General features: G+C 66.6%; 11 protein-coding genes. 6 read left to right on the forward strand and 5 right to left on the reverse strand.

Annotated features, from left to right (window positions below):
• The first annotated feature begins 52 nt into the window (after positions 1-52).
• From G6N81_RS09455 to G6N81_RS09470, 4 genes are all read left to right on the forward strand, one after another.
• Positions 53-1,168 (forward strand): 5-methyltetrahydropteroyltriglutamate--homocysteine S-methyltransferase, encoded by a 1,116-nt coding sequence (locus G6N81_RS09455; protein WP_165136065.1) that lies wholly within the window; start codon positions 53-55, stop codon positions 1,166-1,168.
• A 4-nt stretch (positions 1,169-1,172) separates the two neighbouring features.
• Positions 1,173-1,649, forward strand: a complete 477-nt coding sequence (locus G6N81_RS09460) for a glutaminase (RefSeq protein WP_165136067.1) — start codon at positions 1,173-1,175, stop codon at positions 1,647-1,649.
• Between the two features lie 133 nt (positions 1,650-1,782).
• The gene (locus tag G6N81_RS09465) at positions 1,783-3,354 is read left to right on the forward strand and encodes a sodium-dependent transporter (protein ID WP_165136069.1); all 1,572 of its coding nucleotides are present in this window, start codon (positions 1,783-1,785) and stop codon (positions 3,352-3,354) included.
• Positions 3,351-3,482, forward strand: a complete 132-nt coding sequence (locus G6N81_RS09470; RefSeq protein ID WP_165136071.1) for a MetS family NSS transporter small subunit — start codon at positions 3,351-3,353, stop codon at positions 3,480-3,482. Before G6N81_RS09465 ends, G6N81_RS09470 begins: the two co-directional genes overlap by 4 nt.
• Positions 3,483-3,544: 62 nt before the next feature.
• Here the strand turns inward: G6N81_RS09470 and G6N81_RS09475 are convergent, their stop codons facing one another.
• Positions 3,545-4,204, reverse strand: a complete 660-nt coding sequence (locus G6N81_RS09475) for a LysR family substrate-binding domain-containing protein (RefSeq protein WP_241244944.1) — start codon at positions 4,202-4,204, stop codon at positions 3,545-3,547.
• A 150-nt stretch (positions 4,205-4,354) separates the two neighbouring features.
• The gene (locus tag G6N81_RS09480) at positions 4,355-4,762 is read right to left on the reverse strand and encodes a transferase (RefSeq protein ID WP_165136075.1); all 408 of its coding nucleotides are present in this window, start codon (positions 4,760-4,762) and stop codon (positions 4,355-4,357) included.
• Between the two features lie 182 nt (positions 4,763-4,944).
• On the opposite strand from G6N81_RS09480, the gene G6N81_RS09485 reads away from it, so the two are divergent.
• Complete coding sequence (locus G6N81_RS09485; protein ID WP_165136077.1) at positions 4,945-6,189, forward strand: winged helix-turn-helix domain-containing protein; 1,245 nt, start codon at positions 4,945-4,947, stop codon at positions 6,187-6,189.
• A 2-nt stretch (positions 6,190-6,191) separates the two neighbouring features.
• Here G6N81_RS09485 and G6N81_RS09490 read toward each other — a convergent pair whose 3' ends face one another.
• The 3 genes from G6N81_RS09490 to G6N81_RS09500 all read right to left on the reverse strand — a co-directional run bounded on the left by G6N81_RS09490 (position 6,192) and on the right by G6N81_RS09500 (position 12,653).
• Positions 6,192-6,605: a rhodanese-like domain-containing protein gene (locus G6N81_RS09490; protein WP_165136079.1), complete on the reverse strand. Its 414-nt coding sequence runs from the start codon at positions 6,603-6,605 to the stop codon at positions 6,192-6,194.
• A gap of 569 nt (positions 6,606-7,174) precedes the next feature.
• Positions 7,175-7,948 (reverse strand): Fpg/Nei family DNA glycosylase, encoded by a 774-nt coding sequence (locus G6N81_RS09495; RefSeq protein WP_165136081.1) that lies wholly within the window; start codon positions 7,946-7,948, stop codon positions 7,175-7,177.
• Complete coding sequence (locus tag G6N81_RS09500; protein WP_165136083.1) at positions 7,941-12,653, reverse strand: ATP-dependent helicase; 4,713 nt, start codon at positions 12,651-12,653, stop codon at positions 7,941-7,943. Before G6N81_RS09500 ends, G6N81_RS09495 begins: the two co-directional genes overlap by 8 nt.
• A 128-nt stretch (positions 12,654-12,781) precedes the next feature.
• Here G6N81_RS09500 and G6N81_RS09505 point away from each other — a divergent pair, with 128 nt between their 5' ends.
• The gene (locus G6N81_RS09505; protein ID WP_165136085.1) at positions 12,782-14,518 is read left to right on the forward strand and encodes a cytochrome c biogenesis protein DipZ; all 1,737 of its coding nucleotides are present in this window, start codon (positions 12,782-12,784) and stop codon (positions 14,516-14,518) included.
• The last annotated feature ends 8 nt before the right edge of the window (positions 14,519-14,526 follow it).

The raw sequence follows: 14,526 nt of genomic DNA on the forward strand, positions 1-14,526 counted from the left end.
ATTGTGAATAGTGATTCCCGCGTAGATGCGCCGTGCGCGTACCTTTGTGCGCATGAGCGTCAACCCTCCCTTCCGAGCCGACCTCGTCGGTTCCTTTCTGCGTCCCGAATCGATTAAGCAGGCCAGGGCGCGCCTGTCTGCGGACACGGCAGGCGATGAGGCGCTGCGCGCCGTCGAGGACACAGAGATCGCCGCTCTCGTTGCCAGCCAGGCCGAGGCGGGGCTCGCGGTCGCGACCGATGGAGAGTTCCGTCGTGCATGGTGGCACTTCGACTTCTTCGGCGGCCTCGAGGGGGTCGACATCGTCGACACCGATCACGGTCTTCCCTTCCAGGGCGCGCAGACCAAACAGCGCGCCGTGCAGGTCAACGGCCGCATCGCGTTCGGCAACCACCCGATGCTTGCGCACTGGCGCGCGCTGAAGCCGGTGGCCGAGGCCGCCGGTGTCACACCGAAGCAGACGATCCCGGCGCCAACGGTTCTCGACTTCCGGGTTGAGCCCGACAACATCGTTGCGGCGGAGTACGAGACCCGCGATGACTACGTCGACGACCTCGTTCAGGCCTACCGCGATGCCATCGCAGCGTTCTACGCCGAGGGATGCCGATACCTGCAGTTCGACGACACGGCATGGGCATACCTGTGCAGCGATTCCGAGCTGGAGCGTGCCCGCTCGGAGCGCGGCATCGAAACCGACGGCCTCGGTGAGCGTTACCGCGACATGCTCAACCGCGTGCTCGACGGGAAGCCCGACGATCTCGTTGTGACGACCCACATCTGTCGCGGGAACTTCCGATCCACCTGGATCTCATCGGGCGGCTACGAGCCGATCGCCGAGCATCTCTTCGCCACGAACTACGACGGCTTCTTCCTCGAGTACGACAGCGATCGTGCCGGTGGCTTCGAGCCCCTGCGCTATCTGCGCCCCGGCGCACAGACCGTTGTCCTCGGCCTGGTCACCACGAAGTCGGGCGAGCTCGAAGCGAAGGAAGAGATCGCGGACCGCATTCGCGAAGCCGCGGAGTTCGCGCCGATCGAGCAGCTGGCGCTGTCGCCGCAGTGCGGTTTCGCGTCGACGGAAGAGGGCAACGTCCTCACAGAAGACGAGCAGTGGGCCAAGGTACGCCTCGTCCGCGAGATCGCCGACGAGGTCTGGGCGTCATACTGACGGCATGGACGATCTGGCGGCGATTCTCGGCGATGCGCGCGCACGCCTGCGGGATGTTCCCACGGTGCGGCTGGGCCTCGGGAGGCGGGCGCGCATGGTTGCGCGTGCGTTCGGCGGCAAACCGGTGATCGAGCCCGTCGCCCGCGCCCATCATCTGGGCGTTGTGCTGATCGGGCAGGAGAAACTGTGGGCAACGGGCGACATCATTCGCGCGGCACCCGATGAGCGCCGCGGATTCACCGCGGAATCCCAACGGGTGCGGGCCTATATGAGCGGCATGGCATTCCGGGGCGGCTTTGCCGACGGCGAGACGTGTCATATCGACTGGGAAGAGATCGACGTTGCGGCGGTCAGTGTGGGTGGGGCCGACGGACCACTCAGCTGGCGGGACGACAGGATCATGGTGCGCTGGTCGCCGGCCGGATTTCTCATGCCCTTCAGCGAGTATGTGGACGAGAGGATCGCGTTGGCAGGCGACTGATCACACTGCTCGATTCGGCGCGTGACGCGCGCGAACAGCGAGCAGACCTCGACATTTGCGCGGAAACGCGTACGCTTTTGACGCACCGCGGCACCGGCTGCCCGTGTTACATCGTCCGCGATCGAGGAGCACCATGTCGCGAGCCCCATCATCGGCGTCTGCCGTCCCCCAGCGTGAACAGTGGACGGGGCAGGTCGGATTCATCCTGGCCGCCATCGGATCCGCTGTCGGGCTCGGCAACATCTGGCGCTTCCCCGGCGTCGCTTACGAGTCGGGCGGAGGCGCGTTCCTCATCCCGTATCTGGTCGCGCTGCTCACCGCGGGAATCCCGATTCTGTTCCTCGACTATGCGATCGGCCACCGCGGCCGCGGCTCCGCCCCGCTCGCGCTTCGCCGCATCGCCGGAAAGTTCGGCGAGGGCATCGGCTGGTTCCAGGTGGCGATCACGGCCGTTATCGCCATCTACTACACGGGTGTTCTGGCCTGGGCGGCCAGTTACTTCGTGTTCTCCTTCAACGAGAAATGGGGAGAAGACACCACGGGATTCTTTGTCAGCGACTATCTGCAGATGCCCACCGACGGCTCGGTGTTCACCCTGGACTTCGTACCCGGCGTTCTGATTCCGCTGGTCATCATGTGGGTGGCGGTGCTGCTGATTCTGGGCGCGGGTGTTGTTAAGGGCGTTCAGCGCGCGAACATCATCATCATCCCGCTGCTCGCGGTCACGTTCCTCGCCCTGGTCATCCGCGCCCTGTTCCTGCCGGGAGCGCTCGACGGTCTCACTGCCTTCTTCACCCCCGACTTCTCGGCCCTGGCCAACCCCGGCGTGTGGATCGCGGCATACGGACAGGTGTTCTTCTCGCTGTCGATCGCCTTCGGCATCATGATCACCTACGCGTCGTATCGTCGTCGCAAGTCGAATATGACCGGCGCCGGACTGGTTGTTGCGTTCGGGAACTCCTCGTTCGAGATCCTCGCCGGAATCGGTGTTTTTGCGACGCTTGGATTCTTCGCCTTCACGCACGGAACGACGGTCGACCAGCTCGAGGGCCTCACGGGCGTCGGCCTGGCCTTTATGACCTTCCCCGCGATCGTCAGCGAGATGCCGGGCGGCGGATGGGCCGGTGCACTGTTCTTCGGAACCCTTGTTCTGGCCGGCCTGACATCGCTCATCTCGATTCTCGAAGTGGTCATCGCCGCGTTGCGCGACAAGTTCGCTCTTTCGCGCATCCAGGCCGTTGCGAGCGTTGGCGTGCTGGCGCTGCTGTCGGTCGTGCTCCTCGGGACGACGACGGGCCTCATCGCGCTCGACACCATCGACCAGTGGTCCAACAACATCGGCATTGTCGCCTCGGCGGTCGTGATGAGCGTTGTCGTCATCTGGGTGAAGGGCAAGGGCGGCGAGCTTGCCGCGCACCTCAACACCGTCTCCACGTTCCGCGTGGGACGCGCATGGATCTTCTTCACCGGAATCCTCGCGCCCGCCGTTCTGGCGTACATCCTCATTGCGCGCATCGTCGATCTGATTCAGAACGGCTATGAGGGCTACCCCGGTTGGTACCTCGGCATCGCGGGCTGGGGCATTGTCGCCCTGATGCTCGTGGCAGCGATTGTGCTCCCGCTCGTCCGCTGGCGCCACGACCCCGACAACTTCGATGCCTGGCCGTCGACCGCGTCGCTTGATGTGAAGGGAGGCCGCCGATGACTCCGATCTCGGTTATTTTCCTCGTGATTTCGGCCGTTGTCGTCTGGGGTGGGCTGCTCGGAAGCGTCGGCTTCCTCATGGCCAAGCCCGAGGTGGACGCCTATCCCGAGGGGGACATAGACGAATAATCTCACCCCAACAACGAAGAAGGCCGCCTCTGTGTCACACGGAGGCGGCCTTCTTCGCTGTTCTAGCGGGACGAGCGGGAGGTGCGCCCGCGCGTGATCCCGACGAAAACCTGCGTATCCTCGGCATCGCGATCGCGCAACCACGCCAGGACGACGGGAAGCTCCGGTCCGCCGGCAAGGGGACGCTGCTCCACATCTTTGCGGCGATGCAACCGGGCGAGGGATTGTGGCACCACCGCAATGCCGACCCCCGTGGCAACGGTCGCAATCGCGTCTGCCGTTGTGTCCAGAGGGGCGAAGGATGGCTCGATGGTGGACAGGCCGAGCGGCCCCAGAACATCGTCGCGGGGAACGATGAGAACCTCGCCCGAGAGATCATCCGCCGTGAGAGTCTCTGCGGCGCACAGGTGTGAATCGGCGCTCATCACCACAACGGGAATCTCCTCGTACAGATCGATGACGTGAAGATCGTCGCCGCCGAGAGGCATGCGGCAGATCGCCGCGTCAACGGTGCCGTCGCGAAGCGCGCGTTCCTGCTCGGGAACGTCCAGCGGGATCAGTTCGATGCGCTGTTGGGGGCGCTGCTGCTTCCAGCGCGACACCCACTTTCCCGGCATCGCCCCGGGGATCGTTCCAAGCCGAAAAGGCTCCAGCCGCGCGGGACGCGGGGCCTTCTGTTGCGCCTTCTGCGGGGCTTTTGCCTTGGTAGCCGGCTTCGTCACGATGACACGTTTCGGCCGACTACCTCGCTGAGCCCTCTTCTGCGCCATGGCACCAGAGTACGGGCCCCGGCGAGTGAGGCGGCTGTGGAGGCACGAAGGGCTACCCGTCAGGGGAGGAACCGGGCAGCCCTTCGAGTGTGGTGTGGCGGGTTACGCCGCGAGGCGGAAACCTCGCCGGTCGGTGGCGACGCGTTCACCCTCGAGGATGACCTCGTCGTCGCCGATCAAGGATCCGCCGGCGATCTGTGCGCCGCTACCGACGTTCGTGCGCACGCCGATCTTTGCTTTGGGGCCGACGGCAGCGCCGCGGCCGATGTGGGCGCCCGCGTCGATCGTTGCTCCGGGGCCGATGACGGCGCCCGGTTCGATCCACGCGCCAGCGGCGATCCGCGCGCCGTCAAGAACACGCGCGTTCGGCTCGACGTAGGCGCCGGCTTCGACGCGCGCCTTGGGGGAGACCTTGGCGCCGTGCGCGACGAGTCCGCGTCCGTTGGCGTGCTTGCGGTAGCGCAGCGTTCCGCCCTGGTCGTCTTCGATGTCGATGTAGTTCTTTCCCACGGTGTCCTTCCGATGGGTCGGGTGGAATGGGACATTTGGGTCAACGATGACTGTTCGTCAGGTATTCCCGTGCATGGATATCCCCATGGTGACGCACAGCATGATGCACGTGATGAGCGGCGCCTATGGGGCTGCTGTGAGCGGTCATTGTCCTGTCGGGGGTGGCCAGTAGCGTGGATGCCATGGTGAAGACGAGGCTGTCGGCAGGTGAGGCACGGCGCGCTGGCCTGGCCGGGCAGGGAATCGGAGGCCCGCGAACGGGCGGAACGACGCGGGCCATGACCGGCGCCGTCGCCCGCATGGGGGTGCTGCAGATCGACTCCGTTAACGTCTTTGCGCGGTCGCACTACATGCCCCTGTTCTCGCGTATCGGTGCGTACGATCGCGGTGCCCTTGACCAGCTTCTGATGGGTCGCGCGCGCGATCCCCGCTATGTCGAGTACGTCGCGCACGAGGCCACCTTCCTCCCCATCAACGACTGGCCGCTGTGGCAGTTTCGGCGCGATGGCAACCGCCAGCGCTACGCCGCAGAGGGAACATGGGTGCACGAGAACTCTCGCGTGATCGACAGCGTGCGCGCCGAGCTACGCGATCGCGGACCACTCAAACCCAGCGAGATCGAATCGGTCGCCCGCCGTGCCGACCGGGGGCCCTGGTGGGACTGGGACCATGCGAAACAGGCGCTCGAGATGATGTGGCGCTTCGGTGATGTGGCCGTCGCCCGCCGCGATGGCTTCGAGCGCGTGTATGGCCTCGCCGAGCAGGTGGTTCCCGCCCCTCTTCTCGATCAGCAGGTGTCGCGCGAGGCGGCGGCGCTCGAGCTCGTGCGGCGCGCATCCCGCGCTTACGGAGTCTCGACGATCGCCGATCTCAACGACTACTACCGTCTGCGCAGCCAGTCACTCGTGCGCGCGGCCGTCGATCAGCTCGTAGAAGAGGGGGAGCTTCTTCCCGTTGAGGTCGACGGGTGGCACACTACCGCCGGCCGTCCCGTTCCCGCGTGGCTGCACCGAGACGCGCGCATCCCTCGACGCGTCTCCGGAGCCACCCTGCTCACGCCGTTCGATCCCGTTGTGTGGTTTCGCGATCGGGCGCATCGCATGTTCGATTTTCACTACCGCATCGAAATCTACGTGCCGCCGCAGAAGCGCCAGTACGGCTACTACTCACTGCCCGTTGTCGTCGGCGACCGCGTCGCCGCGCGTATCGACCTCAAGGCCGACCGCGCCGCTTCCACGCTGCGGGTGCAGTCGGCATGGTGGGAAGACCACGCGGGCGCGCAGGACGCCGAACTCGTTGCGGCCGAACTTCGCCGCGCGGCCGAGTGGCAGGGCCTGTCTGACATCACGGTGTCCCGATGGGGCAATGCCGCCGATCACCTCGCCGGTGCGCTCGCCGCCCCGCGGCACGAGCACCCGAACGCGTAGCGCTACGCCACCACTCCCGTCAGCGGGTCGATCGGGCCGCGCGACTCCCCCTCGTCGGTGACAACGGGGTAGCCCGCGCGTGCCCAGTACTCGAAGCCGCCGATCATCAGCTTCACGTCATACCCGCGTTCGGCGAACAGCAGCGCGGCCTTGTCGCCGCCGTTGCACCCGGGGCTCCAGCAGTAGACCACAACGGCGGTGTCCTCGGGAATCTCGGCGGCGGCGCGCTCGGCGATCGCACGAGTGGGCAAGTGGACGGCCCCCTTCGCCCGGCCCTGCGCCCATGCCTCGGCGGAGCGCGTATCCACCAGTACGAAACGCTCGCCCGCCTTCTGCGCGGCGTAGACGTCTGCGGGGTCGGTTTCGAACGCGAGCTTCGCGCGGTAGTGCGCGGCGATGTCTGCGGATGAAGTCATGACCCGAGAGTAGGGGGCGGCGACGCATCAACCAAGAATGAGCGGTGACGATGGCGGAAATCCTGCGATGTGTGACCGTGCTCGCGCAGGCATAGGGTGAATCGTGTGGTGAGCGACGACGCAGCGGACCTGCCGGAGAAGCCGATCGCTTGCGTTGGGCAGCGGCGTATATCCCTGTTCCGTGCGCGATCGATCTGATCACGCACGGCGCGGAGCAGGTTCTCGTCACCGAAACCATCGCGGGCACAAGCGTCGTCAATGAGCCCTGGTTGGGCCGTGCCGCCGCCGCGTGCGCGGCGCTCGGAGCAGGGCTGCGCGCGCTGCACGATGCGCTGCCGGTTGAGGACTGCCCGTGGACACGGAGCATCGATGACCGCCTGGCACAGGTGAGCGACGTCGGAACCCGCCATGAGCTTGAGCTGGCTCGCCCGCAAGACGATCTGCTCGTCGTGTGTCACGGCGACGCCTGTGCGCCGACTACACCCGGGCCGTGCTGGACGGATACGGGATCGAGGCGGATCCGGAACGGATGGCCTACTACCGCCGGCTGTGGATCGAATCGTGAGCGCCTACGGCTGACACGTGGGACACCAAAACACCCGCCGACCGGTTTCGGGACGGGCGCCAAGCGTGGTCTCGCGGATCACCGTGCCGCATCGCCGGCACGGCTTTCCCGTGCGTCCGTACACCCAGTGATCCTTCCCGCGCCGGGCGTCGCCCGTGAAATTGCGCACGGGGAGAAGAACGTTGCGCCGCATCGCACGGACGCCGAGGTCGAGCAGCGGCGCGATATCGACATCGGACATCGGTGTTTGCGGATCGACCGCGCGCAGGAACAGCAGCTCGTTGACGTATTCGTTGCCGAAGCCCGCCACGTTCGACTGGTCGAGCAGGGCGACGTGCGCGGCGCGGTGATCACGGGTGAGACGGCGACGTGCCGCGCCTGCGTCCCAGGTGTCAGAGAGCGGGTCGGGACCGAGGGGATCGGTGATCTCGTGCTCCCGTTCGCGCGGAACGAGATCGACGATGCCCAGGTCGAAGCCGACGGTGTTCCACCGCTCGGTGTCGACGATGGCACGCGCCTGAAATGCCGGCCGTTTCCACGCGTCGCCGGGGCGGTAGGCATGCCACTGGCCCTCCATCCGCAGATGGGTGTGCAGCGTCCACTCGCCGATTCGGTGCAAAATGTGCTTGCCCACCGCTCGAACGCTTTCGGCCGTGTGCCCCGCGAGATCGGCGGTGGCCGCGTGGGGGACGCGCAGCTGGAAACGCGTGACAACGTCGCCCGCGAGGACTTCGTGGAGGCGCCGCGCGGTGCGATGCGCCGTATCGCCCTCAGGCACGCCGCATCTCCTTGCGCAAGGTGAGGCCCTTCGTGGATTCGACGAAACCGGCCGAGCGCAGGTGGCGGGCCAGAGGAGCTTGGTAGATGAACACTCCGTTGACTTTCTCGATCGTGAGGGTCTCCAGGCTGCGTTCCCGCGCCGTCTCGGTGAGCCCCTGTGCTGTTGCCGCGAGGAGCTGGTCGTCGTCAGTGAAAGACAAAACGGTGCGGCCACCGCGCTCCAGATACAGCGTGAGATGTCCGTCAATGAGCACCACGATCGCGCCGGCCTTACGACCGGGACGGTGTGTGATGTCTTCTAAGTCGGGCCAGGGGAGCGCCGCACCATAGGGATTTGCGGGATCCGTCGCCGCGAGAACCCGCGCTGAGAGGGGCGCCGGATCGGGAACGGCCGAGAACGTGCGCAGGCGATCAATTGTGGGTGACGTGGCGAACTGCGCGGCCCCCAGGCCCTCGATCAGATAACCGCGGCGGCAGTGGCCGGCATCTTCGAACGTGGCCAGCGTGCGGTAGGCCTGTGCGAAGCCGCCGGGGGAGCCCTCGGTATGAACGGAACCGCGGGTGACGACGCCATAGCGATCGAGCAGGATCGACGCGTGGGTGGCAGCGCGCGCAGCCAGATCGGTGTCGGGCAGGGGGAGCGCCGACCATCGCCCGCCCAGGGGAGAGGTGCGCGTGGGCTGTGGCGCGGGGGAGGACGTGAACGATACCCGGGATCGCAGCGAGCGCGTCCGGGGAGCGCGCCGGGTGGTCTTATGTGACTGTGAGCCGCTCGACAGGAGCGATCGGATGGGAGAGAACGTGTCGTTGGTGACACAACCCGCCCACACCAGCCGCCACAGCGCTTCGGTCACGGCTACCGACGTGATGGTTGCGGCCTCGTCCGGCGGCATCGTCGCCTCGAGCATCTGCGTGATCTGCCCGGAGAAAAACGCGCCGCCGCGTTGCAGCACCTGCAAGACGCTCGCGTCGAGGGAACCGGCATCGATTGTCACATCAGACGGTTCGATAGTGAGGGCAACACCCTCGCCGGGGTGCAGGGCGATCCAGCCATCCCGGCCGGCGATCTGCCCGTGCCCGGACCAGGCGACCTCCCCGGACGCGGTGAGCTGGTCGAGAAGAGCCGGGGCGTAATCGCGCACACGAGCGGGCAGGACGAGCGATTCCCAGGCGCTGGCCGGAATGGGGATGCCCGCCAGCTGCTCGACAACTTCGAGGACACCGTCCAGCCCTTCCAGGCGGCCGCCGACGTGCTGCCACGACGGCAGAAAGCGGGCGAAGGCATCGGGGGAGACGGGCTCGATCGAACCGCGCAAGGCGGCGAGCGATCGCATCCGGATGCGCCGAAGCGCCTCGGTATCGCACCACTCCGCCTCGTCCGTGAGCGAGGCGGAGGCCCCCTCCGGCAGGAAGAAGCCGCTCATGACCCTGCCCTGCGATTCGAGGCGCTGCAGGGTGTGACGGGCGACAGCCTGTCCGATGCCGAGGCGGGCCGCCACCTGTGCCACCGCGAAGGGGCCGTGCGTGCGGGCGAAGCGGCTGACGAGATCGCCGAGCGGGTCGGCGACCGGTTCCGTGAAGGCGACCGGTACTCCGATCGGGAGGGCGGTTCCGAGCGCATCGCGGAGCCGCCCGGCATCTTCAATGGCGGCGTAGCGCTGGGCGCCGGCGATGTTGACGCGGATGGCGCGTTTGGCGGCGAGGAGAGCCGCGAGGTGCTGTTCGGCGTGTGATTGACGCGTTGCGGTGCCTTCGTCGGCGCCCGCTTCGGCAGGAGCGAGCCGATCGGCCACCTCGTGGGCATCCAGCGGGCCCAGAAGCCGCAGCAGATCGGCAACCCCCTCGGCCCCGCGCGCGCGTCCATCCGTGGCGAGACGCTGCACCTCGAGCTCGTACTGGGCGAGAACATCGGGATCGAGCAGTTCACGCATCTCGACGCGGCCGAGAAGCTCTCCGAGAAGAGCGGGGTCGACCGAGAGGGCGGCGGCGCGGCGTTCGGCGAGAGGCGAATCGCCCTCGTACATAAAGGCGCCGACGTAGCCGAACAGCAGATCGCGGGCGAAGGGCGATGGCTGGGATGGCTCGGACTCAACGATGCGGATGCGGCGTTCGCCGATGCCGCGCACAATCCGCACCAACGCGGGCAGATCGTAGACGTCCTGGAGGACTTCGCGCAGCGTTTCGAGAATTACGGGGAATGTCGGATATCCGCGCGCCACCTCGAGAAGCGCGGCTGACCGTTGACGCTGCTGCCACAGCGGCATCCTCTTTCCTGGGTGCAGCCGCGGCATCAGAAGCGCTCGTGCCGCGCTCTCGCGGAAACGGCCGGCGAACAGGGCCGAGCCGCCGACTTCGTCCGTGACGATCTGTTCGAGCTCATCCGGGTCGAAGACAAATAGCTCGGCGCCGGGCGGATCGGAGTCGGCGTCGGGAATGCGGGCGACGATGCCGTCGTCGCTGGCAACGGCCGAACCATCAAGGCCGAGGCGTTCGCGAATGCGCGCGCTGACGGCGAGCGCCCAAGGTGCGTGCACCTTCATTCCGTATGGGGAATGCAGGATGATTCGCCAGTCGCCCACCTCGTCGCGGCCGCGTTCGACCGTCAGCGCCAGATCGGTGGGCAGGGTTCCCGTTGCCTCGCGCTGTTCCGCGAGATGCGTGAGCAGGTTCTGGCGGGCGTTATCGTCGAGCCCCGCAGCGGACAGGCGATCGTGTGCGGCCTCGGGGGAGGCGCCCGCAATCTCGCGCGTGAAGCGACCGAGCGCCTCGCCGAGCTCGGCGGGACGCCCGATGCCGTCGCCGTGCCAGAACGGCACACGACCCGGCTGACCGTATGCGGGAACGACGTTGACCCTGTCGTGGGTGATCTCGACGATCCGCCAGCTGGTGGTGCCGAGAGCGAAGACATCATTGACGCGCGACTCGTACACCATCTCTTCGTCGAGTTCTCCGACGCGCGCTCCGGTGGTCTCGCCGGCGACGAAGACGCCAAACAGGCCGCGGTCGGGAATTGTGCCGCCGCTCGTCACGGCCAGACGCTGTGCGCCGGGTCGCCCCTCAAACACACCGCGGTCGCGATCCCACACGATGCGGGGACGGAGCTCGGCGAACTCGTCCGAGGGATAGCGGCCGGCCAGCAGATCGAGCGTGGCTTCGAAGGCGCTGCGCGGCAGATCACGAAACGGCGCGCTCCGTCGCACCGTTTCGTACCAGCGCTCCACGTCGACGGAATCGAGCGCGGACGCCGCCACCGTCTGCTGCGCGAGGATGTCGAGAGGATTCTTCGGAACCGCGATCGACTCGATCTGTCCCTGAAGCATGCGTTCGGTGACAACGGCGGTGTGCAGCAGATCACCGCGGTGCTTGGGGAACAGATCGGCGCGGCTGATCTCGCCCACCTGGTGGCCGGCACGACCGACGCGCTGCAGGCCGCTGGCGGCACTGGGCGGAGACTCCACCTGGATCACGAGATCGACGGCTCCCATGTCGATGCCGAGCTCGAGGCTGCTGGTGGCCACAACGCAGCGCAGCGTTCCCGATTTGAGCTCCTCCTCGACAATCGCACGTTGCTCTTTGGACACGGAACCGTGGTGTGCCTTCGCCAGAAGAGGGGGAGCGCCAGCCGTTTCGCCGGTGGTGGAACCGACCAGCGCGGCCTTCTGCGGCGAAGGAAGATCGTCTTCGGCGCGCTCGGCCGCGATCTCGTTGAGCCGGCCCGTGAGGCGCTCGGCCAACCGGCGGGAATTGGCGAATACGATCGTTGAGCGGTTTTCGAGAACGCGATCGACAATGGCTTCTTCGACGTGCGGCCAGATGGATCCCGTGACCTCCGTGGCCTGCGGCGACGGGGCAGAGTCTTCCCAGAAGCGATCGTCTTCCGGCTCCGATGCCCCCGCCAAATCGGTGCGGGGAGACGCTCCGCCGGTAGCGGGAGGATTGAGCATGTCGTCGACGGGAACGCGGACGGCGAGGTCGAAGGTTTTCGACGCCGGGGGAGCGACGATGTCGACGGGCGCCGCGCCGCCGAGAAAGCGAGCCACTTCGTCGATGGGGCGCACGGTGGCTGAGAGGCCAATGCGCTGAACCGGGGAATCCGCGAGATCATCGAGCCGTTCGAGGGAAACAGCCAAGTGTGCGCCGCGCTTGGACGCGGCAACGGCATGAATCTCGTCGACGATGACGGTGCGCACCTCGCGCAGCGTCTCCCGCGCACTGGACGTGAGCATGAGGTACAGGGACTCGGGCGTGGTGATGAGGATGTCGGGAGGATCGCGTATGAGCTTCTGACGCTCGTTCGACGGTGTATCGCCCGATCGCACCCCCACCGAAACGGCGGGAGGATCCACGCCGAGGCGTTTGGCGGCCTGCGTGATGCCGACGAGCGGTGACTGAAGGTTGCGCTCGACGTCTACCCCGAGAGCTTTGAGCGGCGACACGTAGAGCACCTTCGTGCGGCGCTTCTTCGCCACCTCGACGCCCGTAAACCCCGGCAGAGGGTGTTCGGCGTCGCCCTGAAAGATGCTGTCGATCGCCCAGAGGAAGGCCGACAGGGTCTTTCCTGATCCGGTCGGCGCCACGACGAGGGCGTGCCGCCCCTGCGAGATGGCCTGCCATGCCCCCGCCTGTGCGTCTGTTGGCGCGGCGAAGGCTCCGCGAAACCACGCCCGCGTGGCCTCGCCGAACCGATCGAGAACGTCCATCACCCCATCATGGTTCACCCCTCCGACATTCGTCGGTCGTGCAGGAACGACTTTCTCGCATCGGGGACGGTGCGTCGCCCATCCGTTGGAGCACTCGCACCGAAGAGAGGGCAACGACGAAGGGACACACCATGTCGCTGGCCATTATCGGGTTCCTCGGAGGACTCATCACGGGAATCTCCCCGTGCATCCTCCCTGTGCTGCCCGTTATTTTTCTCACCGGCGGAGCGCCACCGGACCGACAGGGATCGGGATCATCGGGCACGGCCTCTGCCGGAGGTGAGGTGAGGACGGCTTCGCGATGGCGCCCCTATCTCGTTGTTCTCGGGCTGATGACGAGCTTCACGCTTGTCACGCTGCTCGGATCGCTCATCCTGGGCGCCCTTGGCCTGCCGCAGAGCATCATTCGCTGGGTGGGAATTGCTCTGCTCGGCTTCATCGGAATCGGCCTTCTCATCCCCGCCTTCGAGCGTCTGCTCGAGAAGCCCTTCACCTGGCTGCCGCGCCGTGATGTCTCCAACCGCCGCAACGGATTCGCGGTCGGTCTCGCCCTCGGAACCGTCTTCGTGCCGTGCGCTGGCCCGGTTCTCGCCGCCATTATCGTCGCGGGTTCTACGGGGCAGATCGGTCCCGAGATCGTTATCCTCACGGTGTCCTTCGCGATCGGTGTTTCGTTGCCGCTCCTGGCCTTTGCGCTGGCGGGACGCAATGTGATCGATCGCATCCGCGGATTCCGCAAGCGCGAACGCGCATTCCGTATCACCGCGGGTGTGGCCATGCTGGCGCTGGCCGTCGGCCTGGTTTTCGACGTTCCCGCCGCGCTGCAGCGCCTCGTTCCGGACTACACAGCACCGCTGCAACGCCAGCTGGCCGAGGACGAAGGGGTGAGAGAAGCGCTCGACCTGGGCGGAATCGTCACGGACGAGAACCGCGAGCTCAGCAATTGCACGAACGGCGCTCCCGAGCTCGAATCGTGCGGAACAGCACCATCGATCCGCGGCATCGACGAATGGATGAATACGGCGGGTGGCGCCGCTGTTGACCTGGAGGATCTGCGCGGGCAGGTCGTCCTTATCGACTTCTGGGCGTACTCGTGCATCAACTGCCAGCGCAGCATTCCCCACGTCGTGGCCTGGGACGAGGCGTATCGCGATGCGGGGTTGCAGGTGATCGGCGTGCACTCACCGGAGTACGCCTTCGAGAAGGATCCCCGTAACGTTCGCTCGGGAGCGGAGAGCTTCGGCATCACCTATCCGATTGCGCTCGACAACAGCCTCTCGACGTGGACGAACTACCGCAACCGCTACTGGCCAGCGCACTACCTCATCGATGCGGAGGGCACCGTTCGGCACATCGCATTTGGCGAGGGCAACTACGCCGCCACCGAGAAGCTGATCCGGGAGTTGCTCGTGGACGCCGACCCCGGTGTCGACCTGCCCGGAGCCACCGGGGTGCAGGACGCGACGCCGACGGATCGCGACCGCACTCCCGAGACCTTCCTGGGGTGGACGAAGATCGTCAACTACGCCGGCGCCGAGCCGTACCGGGCGGGCGACCAGCGTTTCACGCTTCCCGAGCAGCAGCCGCGGAACTCGTTCGCACTGGACGGGAACTGGACGATCGCGACGCAGTACGTCACCCCCGACGGATCGCCGGCCCGGATTCGTCTCGCCTACTCCGCGAGCGAGGTGCGGATCGTTCTCGCGGGAGAAGGAACGATCACGGCCACGGTTGACGGCGAGAGTCAGTCGATCGTCGTCGCCGGAACTCCCCGGTCATACGAGCTGCGCAATGCAGACCGAGGGACCGGAACGATCGAGGTCGAGCTTCCGCCCGGCGTCGAGGCGTACTCGTTCACCTTCGGATGATGCCCCGC

It is taken from the genome of Microbacterium amylolyticum, from assembly GCF_011046975.1.
Taxonomy (GTDB): domain Bacteria; phylum Actinomycetota; class Actinomycetes; order Actinomycetales; family Microbacteriaceae; genus Microbacterium; species Microbacterium amylolyticum.

Bases quoted from the DNA above. Each gene is read 5' to 3' on its own strand.
- G6N81_RS09455 (WP_165136065.1), top strand. From the start codon at position 53: ATGAGCGTCAACCCTCCCTTCCGAGCCGACCTCGTCGGTTCCTTTCTG.
- G6N81_RS09490 (WP_165136079.1), bottom strand. From the start codon at position 6,605: ATGACTTCATCCGCAGACATCGCCGCGCACTACCGCGCGAAGCTCGCG.
- G6N81_RS09460 (WP_165136067.1), top strand. From the start codon at position 1,173: ATGGACGATCTGGCGGCGATTCTCGGCGATGCGCGCGCACGCCTGCGG.
- G6N81_RS09465 (WP_165136069.1), top strand. From the start codon at position 1,783: ATGTCGCGAGCCCCATCATCGGCGTCTGCCGTCCCCCAGCGTGAACAG.
- G6N81_RS09505 (WP_165136085.1), top strand. From the start codon at position 12,782: ATGTCGCTGGCCATTATCGGGTTCCTCGGAGGACTCATCACGGGAATC.
- G6N81_RS09470 (WP_165136071.1), top strand. From the start codon at position 3,351: ATGACTCCGATCTCGGTTATTTTCCTCGTGATTTCGGCCGTTGTCGTC.
- G6N81_RS09485 (WP_165136077.1), top strand. From the start codon at position 4,945: ATGGTGAAGACGAGGCTGTCGGCAGGTGAGGCACGGCGCGCTGGCCTG.